General features: G+C 40.7%; 15 protein-coding genes, 11 tRNA genes and 1 rRNA gene. 1 reads left to right on the forward strand and 26 read right to left on the reverse strand.

Features of this window, described 5'->3' with window-relative positions:
- The 13 genes from E0E32_RS04420 to E0E32_RS04480 all read right to left on the reverse strand — a co-directional run.
- Positions 1-92, reverse strand: a 16S ribosomal RNA gene (locus E0E32_RS04420); the annotation flags it as partial.
- A gap of 97 nt (positions 93-189) precedes the next feature.
- Positions 190-266, reverse strand: a tRNA-Ile gene (locus E0E32_RS04425).
- A 9-nt stretch (positions 267-275) separates the two neighbouring features.
- Positions 276-349: transfer RNA gene (locus E0E32_RS04430), tRNA-Gly, on the reverse strand.
- A gap of 25 nt (positions 350-374) precedes the next feature.
- Positions 375-451, reverse strand: a tRNA-Pro gene (locus tag E0E32_RS04435).
- 3 nt (positions 452-454) lie between these two features.
- Positions 455-531, reverse strand: a tRNA-Arg gene (locus tag E0E32_RS04440).
- A 125-nt stretch (positions 532-656) separates the two neighbouring features.
- Positions 657-740 (reverse strand) — tRNA-Leu (locus E0E32_RS04445).
- Between the two features lie 28 nt (positions 741-768).
- A tRNA-Lys gene (locus tag E0E32_RS04450) sits at positions 769-844 on the reverse strand.
- A gap of 130 nt (positions 845-974) precedes the next feature.
- Positions 975-1,049, reverse strand: a tRNA-Gln gene (locus E0E32_RS04455).
- 4 nt (positions 1,050-1,053) lie between these two features.
- Positions 1,054-1,130: transfer RNA gene (locus E0E32_RS04460), tRNA-Asp, on the reverse strand.
- A 17-nt stretch (positions 1,131-1,147) separates the two neighbouring features.
- A tRNA-Glu gene (locus E0E32_RS04465) sits at positions 1,148-1,219 on the reverse strand.
- 12 nt (positions 1,220-1,231) lie between these two features.
- Positions 1,232-1,322, reverse strand: a tRNA-Ser gene (locus E0E32_RS04470).
- A 3-nt stretch (positions 1,323-1,325) separates the two neighbouring features.
- Positions 1,326-1,400: transfer RNA gene (locus E0E32_RS04475), tRNA-Asn, on the reverse strand.
- Positions 1,401-1,555: 155 nt separating this feature from the next.
- Entirely contained in the window at positions 1,556-2,026 is a 471-nt protein-coding gene (locus E0E32_RS04480; RefSeq protein WP_066185562.1) for a SprT family protein, read from the reverse strand.
- A 67-nt stretch (positions 2,027-2,093) separates the two neighbouring features.
- Here E0E32_RS04480 and cmpA point away from each other — a divergent pair, with 67 nt between their 5' ends.
- Positions 2,094-2,210, forward strand: a complete 117-nt coding sequence (gene cmpA, locus E0E32_RS04485) for a cortex morphogenetic protein CmpA (RefSeq protein WP_130859106.1) — start codon at positions 2,094-2,096, stop codon at positions 2,208-2,210.
- Here cmpA and E0E32_RS04490 read toward each other — a convergent pair.
- The 13 genes from E0E32_RS04490 to E0E32_RS04550 form a co-directional block, all read right to left on the reverse strand.
- On the reverse strand, positions 2,207-4,375 hold the full coding sequence (locus E0E32_RS04490) for a Tex family protein (protein WP_392388576.1): 2,169 nt from the start codon (positions 4,373-4,375) through the stop codon (positions 2,207-2,209). The two genes, cmpA and E0E32_RS04490, sit on opposite strands and share 4 nt — an antisense overlap.
- Positions 4,376-5,364: 989 nt before the next feature.
- The gene (locus E0E32_RS04495; RefSeq protein ID WP_130859107.1) at positions 5,365-5,994 is read right to left on the reverse strand and encodes a SpoIIE family protein phosphatase; all 630 of its coding nucleotides are present in this window, start codon (positions 5,992-5,994) and stop codon (positions 5,365-5,367) included.
- Complete coding sequence (gene sigB, locus E0E32_RS04500) at positions 5,994-6,785, reverse strand: RNA polymerase sigma factor SigB (RefSeq protein ID WP_130859108.1); 792 nt, start codon at positions 6,783-6,785, stop codon at positions 5,994-5,996. Before sigB ends, E0E32_RS04495 begins: the two co-directional genes overlap by 1 nt.
- Entirely contained in the window at positions 6,757-7,230 is a 474-nt protein-coding gene (rsbW, locus tag E0E32_RS04505; protein ID WP_066187426.1) for an anti-sigma B factor RsbW, read from the reverse strand. The genes sigB and rsbW overlap by 29 nt, the downstream gene beginning before the upstream one ends.
- Before the next feature lies 1 nt (position 7,231).
- Positions 7,232-7,561, reverse strand: coding sequence for an STAS domain-containing protein (locus E0E32_RS04510; RefSeq protein ID WP_066187428.1), 330 nt, complete (start codon positions 7,559-7,561; stop codon positions 7,232-7,234).
- Positions 7,562-7,634: 73 nt separating this feature from the next.
- The gene (locus E0E32_RS04515) at positions 7,635-8,639 is read right to left on the reverse strand and encodes a PP2C family protein-serine/threonine phosphatase (RefSeq protein ID WP_066187437.1); all 1,005 of its coding nucleotides are present in this window, start codon (positions 8,637-8,639) and stop codon (positions 7,635-7,637) included.
- 101 nt (positions 8,640-8,740) lie between these two features.
- Positions 8,741-9,145 carry an anti-sigma regulatory factor gene (locus E0E32_RS04520; RefSeq protein ID WP_066187442.1) on the reverse strand — a complete coding sequence of 135 codons (405 nt, stop codon included), beginning with the start codon at positions 9,143-9,145 and terminating at the stop codon, positions 8,741-8,743.
- Complete coding sequence (locus E0E32_RS04525; RefSeq protein ID WP_066187446.1) at positions 9,145-9,501, reverse strand: STAS domain-containing protein; 357 nt, start codon at positions 9,499-9,501, stop codon at positions 9,145-9,147. Before E0E32_RS04525 ends, E0E32_RS04520 begins: the two co-directional genes overlap by 1 nt.
- A gap of 13 nt (positions 9,502-9,514) precedes the next feature.
- The gene (locus E0E32_RS04530) at positions 9,515-10,378 is read right to left on the reverse strand and encodes an RsbT co-antagonist protein RsbRA (RefSeq protein WP_066187449.1); all 864 of its coding nucleotides are present in this window, start codon (positions 10,376-10,378) and stop codon (positions 9,515-9,517) included.
- A gap of 1,029 nt (positions 10,379-11,407) precedes the next feature.
- Positions 11,408-11,758, reverse strand: coding sequence for a type II toxin-antitoxin system PemK/MazF family toxin (locus tag E0E32_RS04535; protein WP_066187451.1), 351 nt, complete (start codon positions 11,756-11,758; stop codon positions 11,408-11,410).
- A gap of 3 nt (positions 11,759-11,761) precedes the next feature.
- Entirely contained in the window at positions 11,762-12,043 is a 282-nt protein-coding gene (locus E0E32_RS04540; RefSeq protein ID WP_066187458.1) for a CopG family ribbon-helix-helix protein, read from the reverse strand.
- A 176-nt stretch (positions 12,044-12,219) separates the two neighbouring features.
- Positions 12,220-13,392: an alanine racemase gene (gene alr / locus E0E32_RS04545; RefSeq protein ID WP_130859109.1), complete on the reverse strand. Its 1,173-nt coding sequence runs from the start codon at positions 13,390-13,392 to the stop codon at positions 12,220-12,222.
- Between the two features lie 161 nt (positions 13,393-13,553).
- Positions 13,554-14,573: a LolA family protein gene (locus E0E32_RS04550; RefSeq protein WP_130859110.1), complete on the reverse strand. Its 1,020-nt coding sequence runs from the start codon at positions 14,571-14,573 to the stop codon at positions 13,554-13,556.
- Between the last annotated feature and the right edge of the window lie 17 nt (positions 14,574-14,590).

Consider the following 14,590-nt stretch of genomic DNA (forward strand, 5'->3'; position numbering starts at 1 on the left):
CCGAAGAGTTCCGCTGCCTTCCCGCGCTCGACTTGCATGTATTAGGCACGCCGCCAGCGTTCGTCCTGAGCCAAGATCAAACTCTCAATATAGTTTGTACTTGTGCTCGCTTTTGACAAGCTAGCTTATTGCTTTTCTTCTTACACATACTGGTTGTTTTGTTCAGTTTTCAATGATCAATGGTATAAATGGTGGGCCTGAGTGGACTCGAACCACCGACCTCACGCTTATCAGGCGTGCGCTCTAACCAGCTGAGCTACAGGCCCATTTATGAATGGAGCGGGTGAAGGGAATCGAACCCTCGACATCAGCTTGGAAGGCTGAGGTTTTACCACTAAACTACACCCGCAATATAATAAATTAAATCTATCGGCTGGTCGGGAAGACAGGATTCGAACCTACGACCCCTTGGTCCCAAACCAAGTGCTCTACCAAGCTGAGCTACTTCCCGAAATGGCGCGCCCGAGAGGAGTCGAACCCCTAACCTCTTGATCCGTAGTCAAACGCTCTATCCAATTGAGCTACGGGCGCTTATTAAAGCGACGTCTATTAATATAACATATTTTTATTATATAAGTCAATAACTTTCAATGAAAGAAATACATCAGTGACGCATACTCTATGCTGACAGATACTCAGATCTTTCAAACAATCAATGCGGTCGAGAGGACTTGAACCTCCACGGGTTATTCACCCACTAGGCCCTCAACCTAGCGCGTCTGCCATTCCGCCACGACCGCTTTATACTAATACTATATCAGCAAAAAATGGTGAGCCATGGAGGATTCGAACCTCCGACCCTCTGATTAAAAGTCAGATGCTCTACCAACTGAGCTAATGGCTCCCAATGGAAATGATCCTATATTCAAAAGCTTATACGAACCGTTTTGACCAACTGAATTTACGTTTGTGAAAAGTCGATCAAGTCAATCGAATAGTATATTCGTCCAAAGACGAATAAATGAAAAGAAAAATGGCTGGGCTAGCTGGATTCGAACCAGCGCATGACGGTACCAAAAACCGTTGCCTTACCGCTTGGCTATAGCCCAACAATGGCGGTCCGGACGGGACTCGAACCCGCGACCTCCTGCGTGACAGGCAGGCATTCTAACCAACTGAACTACCGGACCTATGTAATTGTCTGTTATGACCCGTACGGGATTCGAACCCGTGTTACCGCCGTGAAAGGGCGGTGTCTTAACCACTTGACCAACGGGCCAATAAAAAATAATGGCGGAGAAGGAGGGATTTGAACCCTCGCGCCGCTTACACGACCTACACCCTTAGCAGGGGCGCCTCTTCAGCCACTTGAGTACTTCTCCGTCTGGCTCCACAGGTAGGATTCGAACCTACGACCGATCGGTTAACAGCCGATTGCTCTACCACTGAGCTACTGTGGATTAATGTAATTGTTATCAGCGACGTTAAATATATTACAATATTCCGTCAAAGTTGTCAATAGTCTTTCTCAAAATCGATTGATATCACTTTAAACAGCTAATATTCGCAATTCAAAGTGACACCAATACAATTTATCACAACTTATGCTCGCTCGTCAATACTTCTGTTCATTTTTTATCATAATTAATCGGCCATTACATTTACCACAGCGATATCGCTTGGTATCAACCTTTTTCTGTCGTTTATAAACATGCTGGCAGCTTTCACACTGATATAAATGTTTATACCGATTTTTTATCGAAGGGAGCATCTGACAAAACCTAGGCGAACCTGTCTGTTTTAATAATTGCTTAAACGAAGCGTCACGATGCTGATAACCTTTTCCTTCTATATGAAGATGATAATGACATAATTCATGTTTAATCACACCAACCAATTCTTCATATCCCAACTCTACATAGTATTTCGGATTTAACTCAATCAAACGTTTGGCAGGAATATAACGCCCACCTGTTGTTCGTAATCGTGGATTGAAGGTCACTTGATCCAGAAATGGTTTCTCAAAAAAACGACAAGATATATCCTTGGTTAATTGTTCTAACTCCGTTTGCGTCATAGGACTCATCTATTCACACCCACCTTTTATTGTGCATAGACTAAGTTATCCATCATTCATATAAGGAGGAATATTTATGCCTTCTTGGTTAAAAAAACAGTTGAGGAAGGCCTTTTACACCAAAAATAAATATCAAATATGTTTACTCAATCAATGCTGGTATTTTTATCGTGATAAGGAAGAAGGGCATTAACCTTTTTCTATCATTGACAGGGCAATTCGCTGCTTGTCGATATCGACCTGATCCACCCATACCGTAATGACATCACCGACAGACACTAGGTCCATTGGGTGTTTGACATAACTGTTGGACATTTTAGAAATATGCACGAGTCCATCCTGTTTGACACCAATATCAACAAACACGCCGAAATCAACGACATTTCGAACCGTACCTTGTAACTCCATACCTTGCTGCAAATCTTCCATCGATAATACGTTTTTCTTTAATAAAGGTTTTGGTAAGTCGTCACGCGGATCACGGTTGGGACTGATTAATGCCTTTAAAATATCCTGCAAGGTAGGCACCCCTATAGCTAGTCGTTCAGCTATTTCCTTTGTATCCAGCTGACGAACGGCCTCTTTTAACTGATCGGTCCCTAAATCAGCAACGGAACAATGAATGGTTGTCAGGATATTCTTTACTGCCGAGTAAGACTCTGGGTGGATTGGCGTTCGATCTAACGGCTCCTCCCCATCTGGAACACGTAAGAAACCAATACTCTGTTCGTATGTCTTTGCTCCAAGTCTTGGAATATCTTTTAATTGCTTTCGATTAGTAAACTTACCTTGTTCATCCCGATACTTCACAATATTATTCGCTACCGTCTTATTAAGCCCAGATACATATTGCAATAAGGAAGAAGATGCTGTATTTACATTTACCCCAACCTGATTCACAGCGGTCTCCACCACAAAAGTCAGTGATTCGGTTAAACGTTTCTGGCTAACATCATGTTGGTATTGTCCTACTCCAATTGCTTTTGGTTCAATTTTTACTAATTCGGCCAATGGATCTTGAATACGTCGGGCAATGGATACGGCACTTCTTTCTTCCACTTGCAGGTCAGGAAATTCTTCCCGTGCTAATTTGGAGGCAGAATACACGCTTGCCCCGGCTTCATTCACAATGATATAGGATTGATCTAATTGATGTTCCTCCAGCAAATCGGCAATAAATTGTTCTGTCTCCCTAGAAGCTGTACCATTCCCAATCGCAATTAATTCAATTGGAAAAGTTTGGATATATTCCAACACTTGCTTGGTTGCCCCTTTTATATCTTTCCGGGGTGCTGTTGGATAAATCACATTAATGGCCTTGACTTTACCGGTGTCATCCACAACCGCCAGCTTACAGCCTGTACGAAAAGCCGGATCGACTCCTAATACATATTTTCCTTTCAGTGGTGGCTGCAGGAGCAAGCTCTTTAGATTCTTGGCAAAAATATCGATGGCTTGTTCTTCCGCTTTTTCGGTTAAATGGGTACGTATCTCTCGATCAACAGATGGCTGGATCAGACGTTTATAGCTGTCCTCGATCACTTGGATGAGCCATTCTTTCACTACAGCGTCAGCCATTTGTGTGATGATTTGTTTCTCCAGATAGGCCTGAATCTGTTCTACCGGTGGCTGAATCGTCACTCGTAATACATCTTCTTTTTCACCCCGGTTTAAGGCTAAAATCCGATGGGCCACAATCTTATTGACGGATTCGCTGTATTCATAATACATCTCAAAGACTTTTTTCTCGTCCAATTCTGCTTTCTTCAAGATAGAAACAATCAAACCTTTTTGCTGTGTTTGCTTACGTATTTGTTCACGATAGGCTGGCTCGTCGGCGATAAGCTCTGCGATAATATCCTGTGCTCCTTGCAAGACATCCTCCGTCGTATGCAATTCATGCTCTTCAGATAAGTAGGCTTGTGCCGCTTGTTCCATATCGATGGCTTGTTGCTCCCATATTTCCGTAGCTAAAGGCTCTAGGCCCTTTTCTTTGGCAATCGTTGCCCTTGTACGACGCTTTTGCTTATATGGACGATATAAATCTTCTACCTTCTGCAGTTGTGTCGCTTGTTCAATATCTTGTTTTAGTTCAGGGGTTAACTTCCCTTGTTCTTCTATGAGGCGAATGACCTCTTGTTTACGGTCGGCTAATGTGTTGACATAGCTCCACGCGTCTTGAATATCTTTTATTTGTACTTCATCTAATGAACCTGTCTGTTCTTTACGATACCTTGCAATAAAAGGCACGGTATTTCCTTCGTCTAATAAACCGATAACACTTTGTACGGTTTGCTGCTTAATTTGTGTTCTTTTTGTTACATGATTGATTAATTGTTGATATGCTTCTGTATTCACCAACCTAGTTCCTCCTTCAAGTGCGTGCTCCAATCGAACTTCTTTTATTCTATCAAAAACTGCCGCAAAGAACAAAAGCAGTGGATGGATTGGTTCATAGATGTGTCTTTTAATATTTAGAAAAAAGGATATCGTTTTATCTTTTTATTATTAATGAAAAGAAGATACGGAACTACCGATAAGATAGATTATGTTAAGTATCTAGTTCCATTATTCCATGTAGTAAAGTTGATTGTTTGTCAGTGCTAGGAAACGCTCCGGAAATAGGTTTCGCTTTCCGCGAGCTTGGCTCAGCCTCCTCGTCAGCCAAAACCGCTTCCTGCGGGGTCTTCACACTGCGCTTTTCTCGCAGGAGTCTCCACCTATTTCCTCCGCTGGGTAGTGGTACTACAATCGAATGACTGCTAGGATGAAGCGTTCCAGGCACTATATTTCTGCCAATAAGTAAACCGCATAACCTTTTTCTGAGAACGATTCGATCCTACGTTATGACTTTTATATTTATACCATGGAATCAGTTGACGATCTTCTTCTTTTGCTACAACATTGTCTAGGTACCTAGAATGCTTCCTCCTTGCAGTAACAACCATTGTTGTACTCCATCTAGCGGAGGGAATATGCGGAGACTCCTGTGGGACCAGGACGAGCTGAAGATCCACTTGTAAAAGTGCTCTTCTTTTGCAAGTTAGCTGAAGCCGGCCCCACGGTATAGGAAACACGGCGAGAGTGTTCTTTACTCGAGTCGCTTGTTGACTTATGCCCTGTGGGTAAAAGCGCAGCATATTCCCGGAGCGCTCGCTTAGCACAAAAAAACGGACAAAGTCAACTGCCACATAAGGAGTCTACTTAACATAATCTATCTTATCGGCACCCTTGTTCATTCAAGGTCAAAATCATTCCAAATCCTATTATGCCTAGGATTCTATGCTTTTCTAATCATACAAAAAAGAGGAGAGATCGTTCCTCTCCCCCTTTTCTTTATCATTCTTCTACTTTAAACGTTTGGCAGTGTTGTTTTTTACACTACCTGTATATTTCATTGCAATTAATGTGGTATCATCATCTAATTTGTGCTGATATAGGTTGTCGTATGTCTCTGTTATACGTTGCACCTCTTTATGTAAGAAATATGGAGTCGTTAACTCTTTAGCGGTAACACCATCCGAGAACATAATAAAAACCATATCCTCTTCCAGATCGTCTGTCATGACTTTAAAAGGTCGATGATAACCACTTAGATAACCTACTTGTGGGATATTCCGCTTTTTAATAGCATCAGCAGTCACCGTCATTAAACCGATATTCCCAATGGAGGAATAGGTATAACTCCCACTTACAAAATCAAGTTGCAACACTCCTAATACAGCACCTCGTTTTCCTAATAACTTTTGATTACTTTTCTTCATAATCTCATTTACGGAGGCATGTTCATTCGCCTCTATCACATCCATAACGATTTGTGAGGATTCCTGAGCATATTCTCCACTGCCCAAACCATCGGCCAAGGCACAAATAAAACGATCAGGAAATTCTTTATAATAGTAGCTATCGCCACAATAAAAGTTTCCTTGCTTCGGCTTCTGAAAGATAGAAACCTCGACATGCTGACCGTAATTCATTAACGAATGACCCCCATATTTTCAGACTGTAAGGCCTCTCGCAATTTCTTAAGTGACTGACGCTGGATACGAGACACATGCATTTGAGAGATACCAAGTAGTTCTCCTGTTTCCTTTTGGCTCTTATTCTCAAAGTAGGTGTAAGTCAAAATCTGTTGTTCTCTTTCACTTAAAATAGGCAGTATTTTTTCTAACAGCAGCTTACGATCGACAGAGTCATAACCAGCTTCGTCATTTCCTACTAAATCAAGGATAGACACTTCACTTCCATCCGAGTCGGCCTCGATTTTCCGATCTACGGACAGGGCATTATAGCTTTGACTCATTTCCATCGTTTCTAACATTTCTTCTTCCGAAACCTCTAAGTAATCCGCAATTTCCTTTACCGTTGGAGATTCTTGGTTGGCTGCGGTCAATTCTTCTGTCGCTTTCTTAATTCTTGGCCCTAACTCTTTGATTCTCCTAGGAACATGGACACTCCATGTCTTATCCCGGATAAATCGTTTAATTTCACCTATAATCGTGGGGATCGCAAACGATTCAAATGATTTACCTACTTCTGGATCATACCTTCTAATCGCTGCCAGCAACCCTAACATACCGACCTGTTCGAGATCTTCGTAAATGATTTCATTTTTAGCATATTTACGAGCGAGGGATCGAACCAACTTCTGGTAGGTTAAAACAATCTTCTCTTGAATCTCTTGATTATCAGGATTCTCCTGGAATTCTTGGATCCATTGGTAAATCTCATCCTCACGATTATTGTGTGGTCGAGATTTGGTCGTCATTAATATCCACCTCATTTTCATGGAGGTATTTAGTCATTAATACAATTACACCATAGTCATTTTTGATTTCTACTTTATCCATTAGTGCCTCAATTAAGAACAGACCGAAACCTCCTTCACGCAAATCTTCGATCGAAGGAACAGCTTGATGGGGGCCTACGTTTTTTTTCACTTCTTCCATATCAAAGCTTTCCCCCCGATCAGCTATCATAACCTCTAAACGATCTTTATATAAACCAAACCCTACCGTAATTTCTCCTTGTTCCTCTCCGTACGCATGCTCCGCAGCATTGGACATCGCTTCCGATATAGCAACCTTTAGATCCTCGATATCTTCATACCGAAAACCCATGCGATTAGCAATACCGGATGTGGTTAATCTCACTACACCTATATACTCTGCCTTTGCCGGAACTTTTAGTTCAATGAAGTCAAACGGTTCCATTTTATTCCCCACCTCGTACTGTTGAGTCAATAGTAATGATGCTGTCTAGCCCTGTAATATCAAATAAACGGCGAACTCGATCTTGCAAGGATACCAGGCGCAACTCACACTTATGCTCATTTGCTGATTTCAAGGCACTAATAAATACCCCTAATCCTGTACTATCCATATAATTCACTTGCGCTAAGTCTACTAACACCGTCATTCCTTCCTTATGCGTCAATGGTAAAATTGTTTCCTTTAAATCTGGAGCAGTATAAGCATCAATTTCACCAAATAATTTTAATTCTTGTATTTCACCTTTATCGTGCACTTCCATATTTAAATTCACAAGCAACCTCCTTTAGTAACACACCACGAACTAGGCTTCTTTCATCATTACCCTTGTACTCCAGTCAGTAAACTTACTTCTTCAAAAAAATCAGTGTAAAATCATCCCTTAATTGGAATTCTTGCAATCGCTCAAAATGACGAAATACACTATCCACCGCTTCTTGTGCCGGTAAGTGCATATATTGTCTGATCACCTCAAGCACTTCATTGGATTCAATAAAGTTATCACCCAAACGGCATTCCGTGACACCATCTGTTAATAACACCACCATGTCCCCGTCCGACATCTCCACTTCAAATTCTTCATAATTTGTTTGATCCAGGACACCTAACACAATTCCGTTTCCTTTGATCTCCATAAATTCATCTTTCGCTGCACAATAATAAAAACCTGGCTCATGGCCAGCTGACGAATAGGATAATACATTCGTTTCATAATTAAATAATCCATAAAACATCGTAATAAACATACTCGAATCGACATTCCGTTCTACCACTCGATTTAGATTCTCCAAGGTAATGCTCGGACTGCGCATCGTGTCAGGAAAACTGTCTAGTGAATATTTGATCATAGACATGGCCAATGCTGCCGGAATGCCTTTCCCAATTACATCGGCAATGGCAATTCCAATGTTTTTGGAACCATCTGTAACAAAATGAAAATAATCACCATTCATTCGATGAGCGGGTACACTGACGGCCCCGATTTCTAGCCCTTCCACATCTGGTACTGTCGTGGACAGCAGTGTTTGTTGCATATTCGCAGCAATCGATATCTCGGATTCCAATTCCACTTGTTTCTCACGCAAAGATTGGAATTCTTGATAGGCAAGTCCATAAGAAATCATCGTTTCCAATAGAAAGTTCATTGCCGTATGAATATCTCCAGGCATATCAGGATAAATTTCCTGTAATGCCTGGATGTGAATATTAACAATCTCTTCCGGAGAAATGTTGTGTTGCATGGATAACTTGCTAAATTGTTCCGCCTGATATAACGATGATTCATCTTCTGTTTCAATATATTTCTTCAATAAGCTGCGATAATTGCTAAAATTCATTTGATAAGGTTCCATTTATGACCTCCTAACTACTACTATCCTGAACCACTGCAAAGTATCTTCACTTTGCTAAACTAGGAGTAAAATGAAAAGACGGAATCTCTTTTTGCGTTATGCTAACGAACCCATTTTACAGTAATGATATTCGTCCCTCTCCCTGGAACAGAGTCGATATCAAAATAATCCATTAGCCGTTTTACACCAGGCAGTCCAGCTCCAAGTCCCCCCGAAGTGGAAAAGCCGTCTTCCATTATCTTGCTGACATCTTGTATTCCTGGTCCATCGTCTGTAGCAATTATTTTTAATCCTTTTTTGTTGATGTCTTCTATAATTTCGTAAATAATCTGACCTTTCTCAGCATAAAGGTATATATTACGCGCTAACTCTGACACTGCTGTAGCTATTCGTGCTTGATCGACCGTTCCGAATCCAACATCTTTGGCAAGTTCTCGTCCCATTTGTCTGGCACCAACAATATCCCACTCTTTTCTAATCTGAACATTCGACTTAGTTATCGTCATCACTCCTCAAGCTCCTGATGAAGTTTCATTAAGCCTTGTTCTAAGTCAAGAGCTGTAGGAACATTTTGTAAATGTATACCTAAATCGATCAGCGTTACTGCAACAGCAGGCTGTATACCGGTTAAAACAACTTTCGCTCCCATTAAATCTGACATAGACACAACATCGCCTAATACTTTTGCTATAAAGGAATCAATGATTTCTACAGATGTTAAATCAATTACCACTCCCGTTGCGCCACTTTTATGTATCCTATTGAGTAAATCTTCTTGAAAATCAATTGCCGTTTGATCGTCCAAGTCTATTTGAATGGATACCAATAGATAATTGTGTAACTTTAATATTGGTATTCTCATAGTAGCACCCCCCTTATTTCAATGAGTTTAGAATCTTCGTAACATCTTCATTCGAATCTTCTAAGTTAACAATTTCCCGATTCGTTTCCTTCAGTGCTGTCGCAAAACCTTTTCTTAACGTGCTTTTAGTTGGAAACTTGGTTAAATCTATCCCTAAATTAACAATGGTCTGGGCTATCTCCGGACGAATACCTACTAATATACATTTGGATCCAATCAATCGCACTGCCTCTGCTGCTTGAATAATATGATGAGCTACCATTGTATCTACTACAGGCACACCAGTAATATCAATTAATACCACCTCTGCATGATGTTTCATCACACCCTCCAGCAAGTTTTCCATAATCGATTTTGCCCTTTCCGTATCTATCGTTCCTACCAGTGGCATCACCGTAATGTTATCCATTACTGGAATTAAAGGCGCCGATAATTCTCTTAACGCTAATCTTTGTAAAGATACCGTATGTTCCCAACTGCCGGAATATTGGTTGACCAACTGATTGATTATCGGCTCCACCCAGTTCTCTACAATATTCAAAATACGAGAGAATTCTTCGGTATCCACCTGTTCCGACTGGCTCAGTATAAAATCAATCGTTACCCTGCGAAAGGTCTGTAAACCATCCGTGATATAGCTGAGTGGCCAGCCAAGGTTAATCAATCGCTCAGCAAAATCGTCCATGGCACCCGTATTCCCTTGGCGGTTGATACTAGAAAAAATCACATTAATAAACTCTTGATTCGTCGTGTGATACAAGCTATCTGAGATACTAGTTGTATAATCTGATTCTCGTTTTGCCTTTATCTCCTCCAGCCAATTTTTCGAGATGACGTCACTATTAGATATAACAATCTTTCGTAAAACTTCTGGCATTTCATAACCTCCATCATGATTCTATATCTCTAATTTTACAACAAAAAATGCATTTTGACGATTGATAGGATAGCAATCCTTCTAATTCCCTATATTTCGAGTGTTTTATTTTATTGTTTTCTTCCGTTATTCTACAAAATATGCCGTTTCATGATAGCATTTCGTTTACCCCCAGTGTTTTGTGACGGCATCCCTCCAAGCTTTTCCAAAAATGACACATCTTCCACCAGCTTAGGTCCCTTTCAGTAATCCTCATGAACCATAAAAATTTTGGGAGTATCTATCAGCTATAACAATCCTCCCTTTCTATTTTAGATTCACTGCTATCTATTGACCCCCAATAAAATCAAAAGCAGCAGTTGAACTACTTTCATTGTTATAGGCAAAATAAGAAACTAAAATTACGGCACGATATGGTTTCTTTAGATTGTTGCTTTCCTGGATGTTTGAATTAATTATCTCTTCTTCTTTTTGTTGCTATGCACATGCTGGACGTATCAACATACATCAAGCACTTGAACTTGTCCATAAGGATCATAAGATATGCTTTATATGAATTACACATGTTGGATAGTACCTAGTAAGGGGATCGGCAAAGCGGTTTCATAAATTCTTTCACTAATGAAACTTCGTTAGTAGAGAATGCCCTTTGCAGCCCCTAAAGAATGTTAGCTAGATTATTCGGTCATTATTAACTGTTAGGTTTATCACCTAACATGTTCAAAACTTTTCTATTGTTGAACTATTGATAAAGTTGCCTCGAGATAACGAAAAGCGCAAAGCGCCCTCTTAAAAACGTAGAGATTGGAGCGACGCAACTGAGATAAAGGAAACACGGCGACGTGAGGAGTCGATGTTGACTTATCGTAGGGCGTGTCGTGAAATCTCCTAGTTTTTGGCGCTTGGAGCTGGACACGGCTGTTCCTGAATAAGAATTTATTCATGCAAAATGATATACTTTCCTATCTGATAAAAAAAACACCCTTGCCTTTCATCATTTGAAAGCAAGGGCCTCTAGTTGTCGTTGGCTTAAAAATCAGTTAGGCCTAAGCTGATTTCTAAACCTTTATCAATTTTTTCCATCATGGTATTGTCTAATTGTGTAATTTTATCTGTTAATCGTTGTTTATCAATCGTTCTTATTTGTTCCAATAAGATTACGGAATTTCGCTCAAATCCGTATTTTTCTGCGTCAATTTCTACATGCGTCGGTAGTTTCGCTTTTTGTATTTGAGCCGTGATAGCCGCCACAATCACGGTAGGACTAAAACGGTTTCCAATATCGTTTTGCAAAACTAATACAGGACGTACACCGCCCTGTTCAGATCCCACCACGGGAGAGAGATCGGCGAAATACACGTCGCCTCTTTTAACCTTCAATAGCTACACCCCGCTCACTAAGCGCTCTAGGGTGTTTTCTGCCTCCTCTTCCGCTTGAAAAGCTTCCGAAGCAATATTCAAATTGATATGGGCCATCTCCATATAACCTTTTTGCATGGATTCTTGAATGTGACGCTTTTTTGTTTCCTGCAAGTAAGTTTTGGTTGCTTGGCAAATAAAATCACTTAAATTACTATTTTCACTCTTCATTAAGCCATCCACCTCATTCAGCAGGTTTTTTGGTAATCGTACCGCAACTTCTTTCAGATCTTCAGACAAAACCATCCACCTCCACCGACATAAACATACCTAATTCATTCAATAATTTTATGATACCATTGAAAAACAGGCATTGCAAAGGGGATTTTCAATTTTTTATTGATTTTTCTACAGATTCTTCAATTGCCAACTATTTATCGATTTATTTCGACACTTTTTTCGATTTTGATTGGGTGGTATCCTTAGCTAAGGCTGGAATTTACATCCTCGGAAGCAAGACTTTCATGGTTGCGAGCTTCAGAATAAATTCTTGGAATACGATAACTGATCATACAAGCAATTTCATAATTAATGGTTTCTAAGATATCCGCCCATTCATCCATTTCAACTATTTCTTTCCCTTGTGTACCAATTAAGGTTACTTGATCGCCCACCTGAGCAGGACGTGGCAGCCGAACCATAAATTGATCCATACAGATACGTCCCACGATCTCACAACGTTCTCCATTGACTAATACGTCTGCCCCTTGCAAGGCACGCTTGATTCCATCCGCATACCCTAGTGGTACCGTACCTATCCATTCTTTTTCCTCTGCTACATAAGTCGCTCCATAGCTAATGGCTGCCCCTGCTTCCACCGTTTTGACGTGAATTAGGCGGCTATGCAAGGATAGGGCAGGCTGCAGATCGATTGGTCTTTCTGCTTTAACCACAGGCGATGGGTATAAACCATACATGCTAATCCCAAAACGAACATAATCAAACATTTTTTCTGGAAAACGCATGCTTGCTGCGCTATTCCCGGTATGCACTAATACACTTGACCCCTTCCATTCCCTTTGAAAGACATCCCATAAAACTTGAAACTGCGTTCGTTGTGCTTCAAAGTGTTCCGTACTAACCTCATCCGCTGTCGCAAAGTGGGTAAAAACCCCCTCCAGCTCAATACCATCTTGTGCAAGGTATGGCAAAATCTCAACCAGTTCCTCTTCCTCGCGAATGCCAATACGGCCCATCCCAGTATCCCATTTCAAATGTACCTTTAGTGGAACAGGTAAGGCATACTGCTGTATTTCCTGCAACCATTCTTTTTGAAAACATGTAACCGTGATGTCATCGTTAGCAGCTATTATCGCATCCTCTGGACGAATCCAGCCCATGACAAGGATAGGTGCCGTGATTCCCGCTTCTCTTAAATGTAAGGCCTCATCCAGCAAAGCTACAGCCAGTCGATCTGCTCCTCCTGCCAAGGCAGCCCTCGCTACTTCCACATCTCCATGCCCATATCCATTCGCTTTAACAACGGCATAAATGTTTGTTTTGTCTGGTAATCGATTTTGAAGCTGCTGTATATTATATATAATATGATCCAAATTCACTTCTACCCAAGAATCTCGGTAAAATTTCTTATTCATTGTATGTCTCCTCTGTTTAAGTTAGCACGTCTTTCATTATAAACCGATTATCCAGCCAGCGCAAAGAAAGGGGAATGAATCATAGTGTTTATGAAAAAAATAGCTGTTGAGATTATTATTTCCCAACAGCTTCACGACAGATGTATGTTATCAAAGACATGTTATTTCATCGCTTCCTCAGTCGACATCGAGCGTGCAACCTCACGCATCTCTTCCTTCGTCAATTCTTCACTGGCCAGAAAATAATTGACACCTTGGTGATGCCATTCAATCGAGTTCTCTGAAAATGCTCCAACCGTAAATCCAAGGTCAACCGGATTGCCTGAAACGGTCTCTGGTACGACAGCACTGGTTGGGTAAACATCCAGTGTTTCTTGGATAATAGTAAAGTTTTTCTCTCCTTGATAGGACAACATCACTCGTTTTCCATTCTCCGTATCCATTTGATTTTCTTCTACTAACTCAGACCCGAAATGCTCAGATGGATACAGCACCTTTAACTGACTAGGTAATTCATCTTGCGCCATAACAGGTACACCAAAGATACTGCTTGTCATGTTTGTCTCCATGTCAAACGTATTATCAGGTAATTCTGGATCTATTTCAAAGCTGCTGAACTCCACTTTCACCAATGAATTTTTGTCTTGATCCATTACTTCAACCAACACTGGGGTGTACGTCTTCTTGTCGAAGTAAATCGTTTGAAATGGCAGGTTACTATTGTTCTCATAACTTGTCTTTGTTTCAAATACAAAATAGTTCTCCGTCGTTTTAAATTGGGCGTCGCTATCATTGATAATATCTTGTATCAACGATTGAAATAAATATGGCTGGCTATTATTGCTTGGCCACTCACTCTGAAACTTAAAGCTCTTATTTAAAGCAGGAGTTAACACAAATACCCCATCATTATTACGCAAAATAATCTGACTACCTTCTTCATCTTGTTCATTCTTTAGCAGAACTCGATATAAGTCATCTTTCTGGTGAGAGACTTCTACAAGATAAACTTGTTCCTCCTTACCTGTTTCCAAGGTCATCATCGCTTGTGACTGATAGCTCGTTAAATCCTCTGCTATCTCTTCCAGTTTTTCGACAACATTCTCTTGTGACTTCTCCCCACATGCGGCCAATACCAAACTTAAGATGATTGCCATCATCAGAACGATATATTTTTTCATCGCGCTACCTCTCCTTT

Source organism: Gracilibacillus phocaeensis (genome assembly GCF_900626275.1).
Lineage (GTDB): Bacteria > Bacillota > Bacilli > Bacillales > Amphibacillaceae > Gracilibacillus > Gracilibacillus timonensis.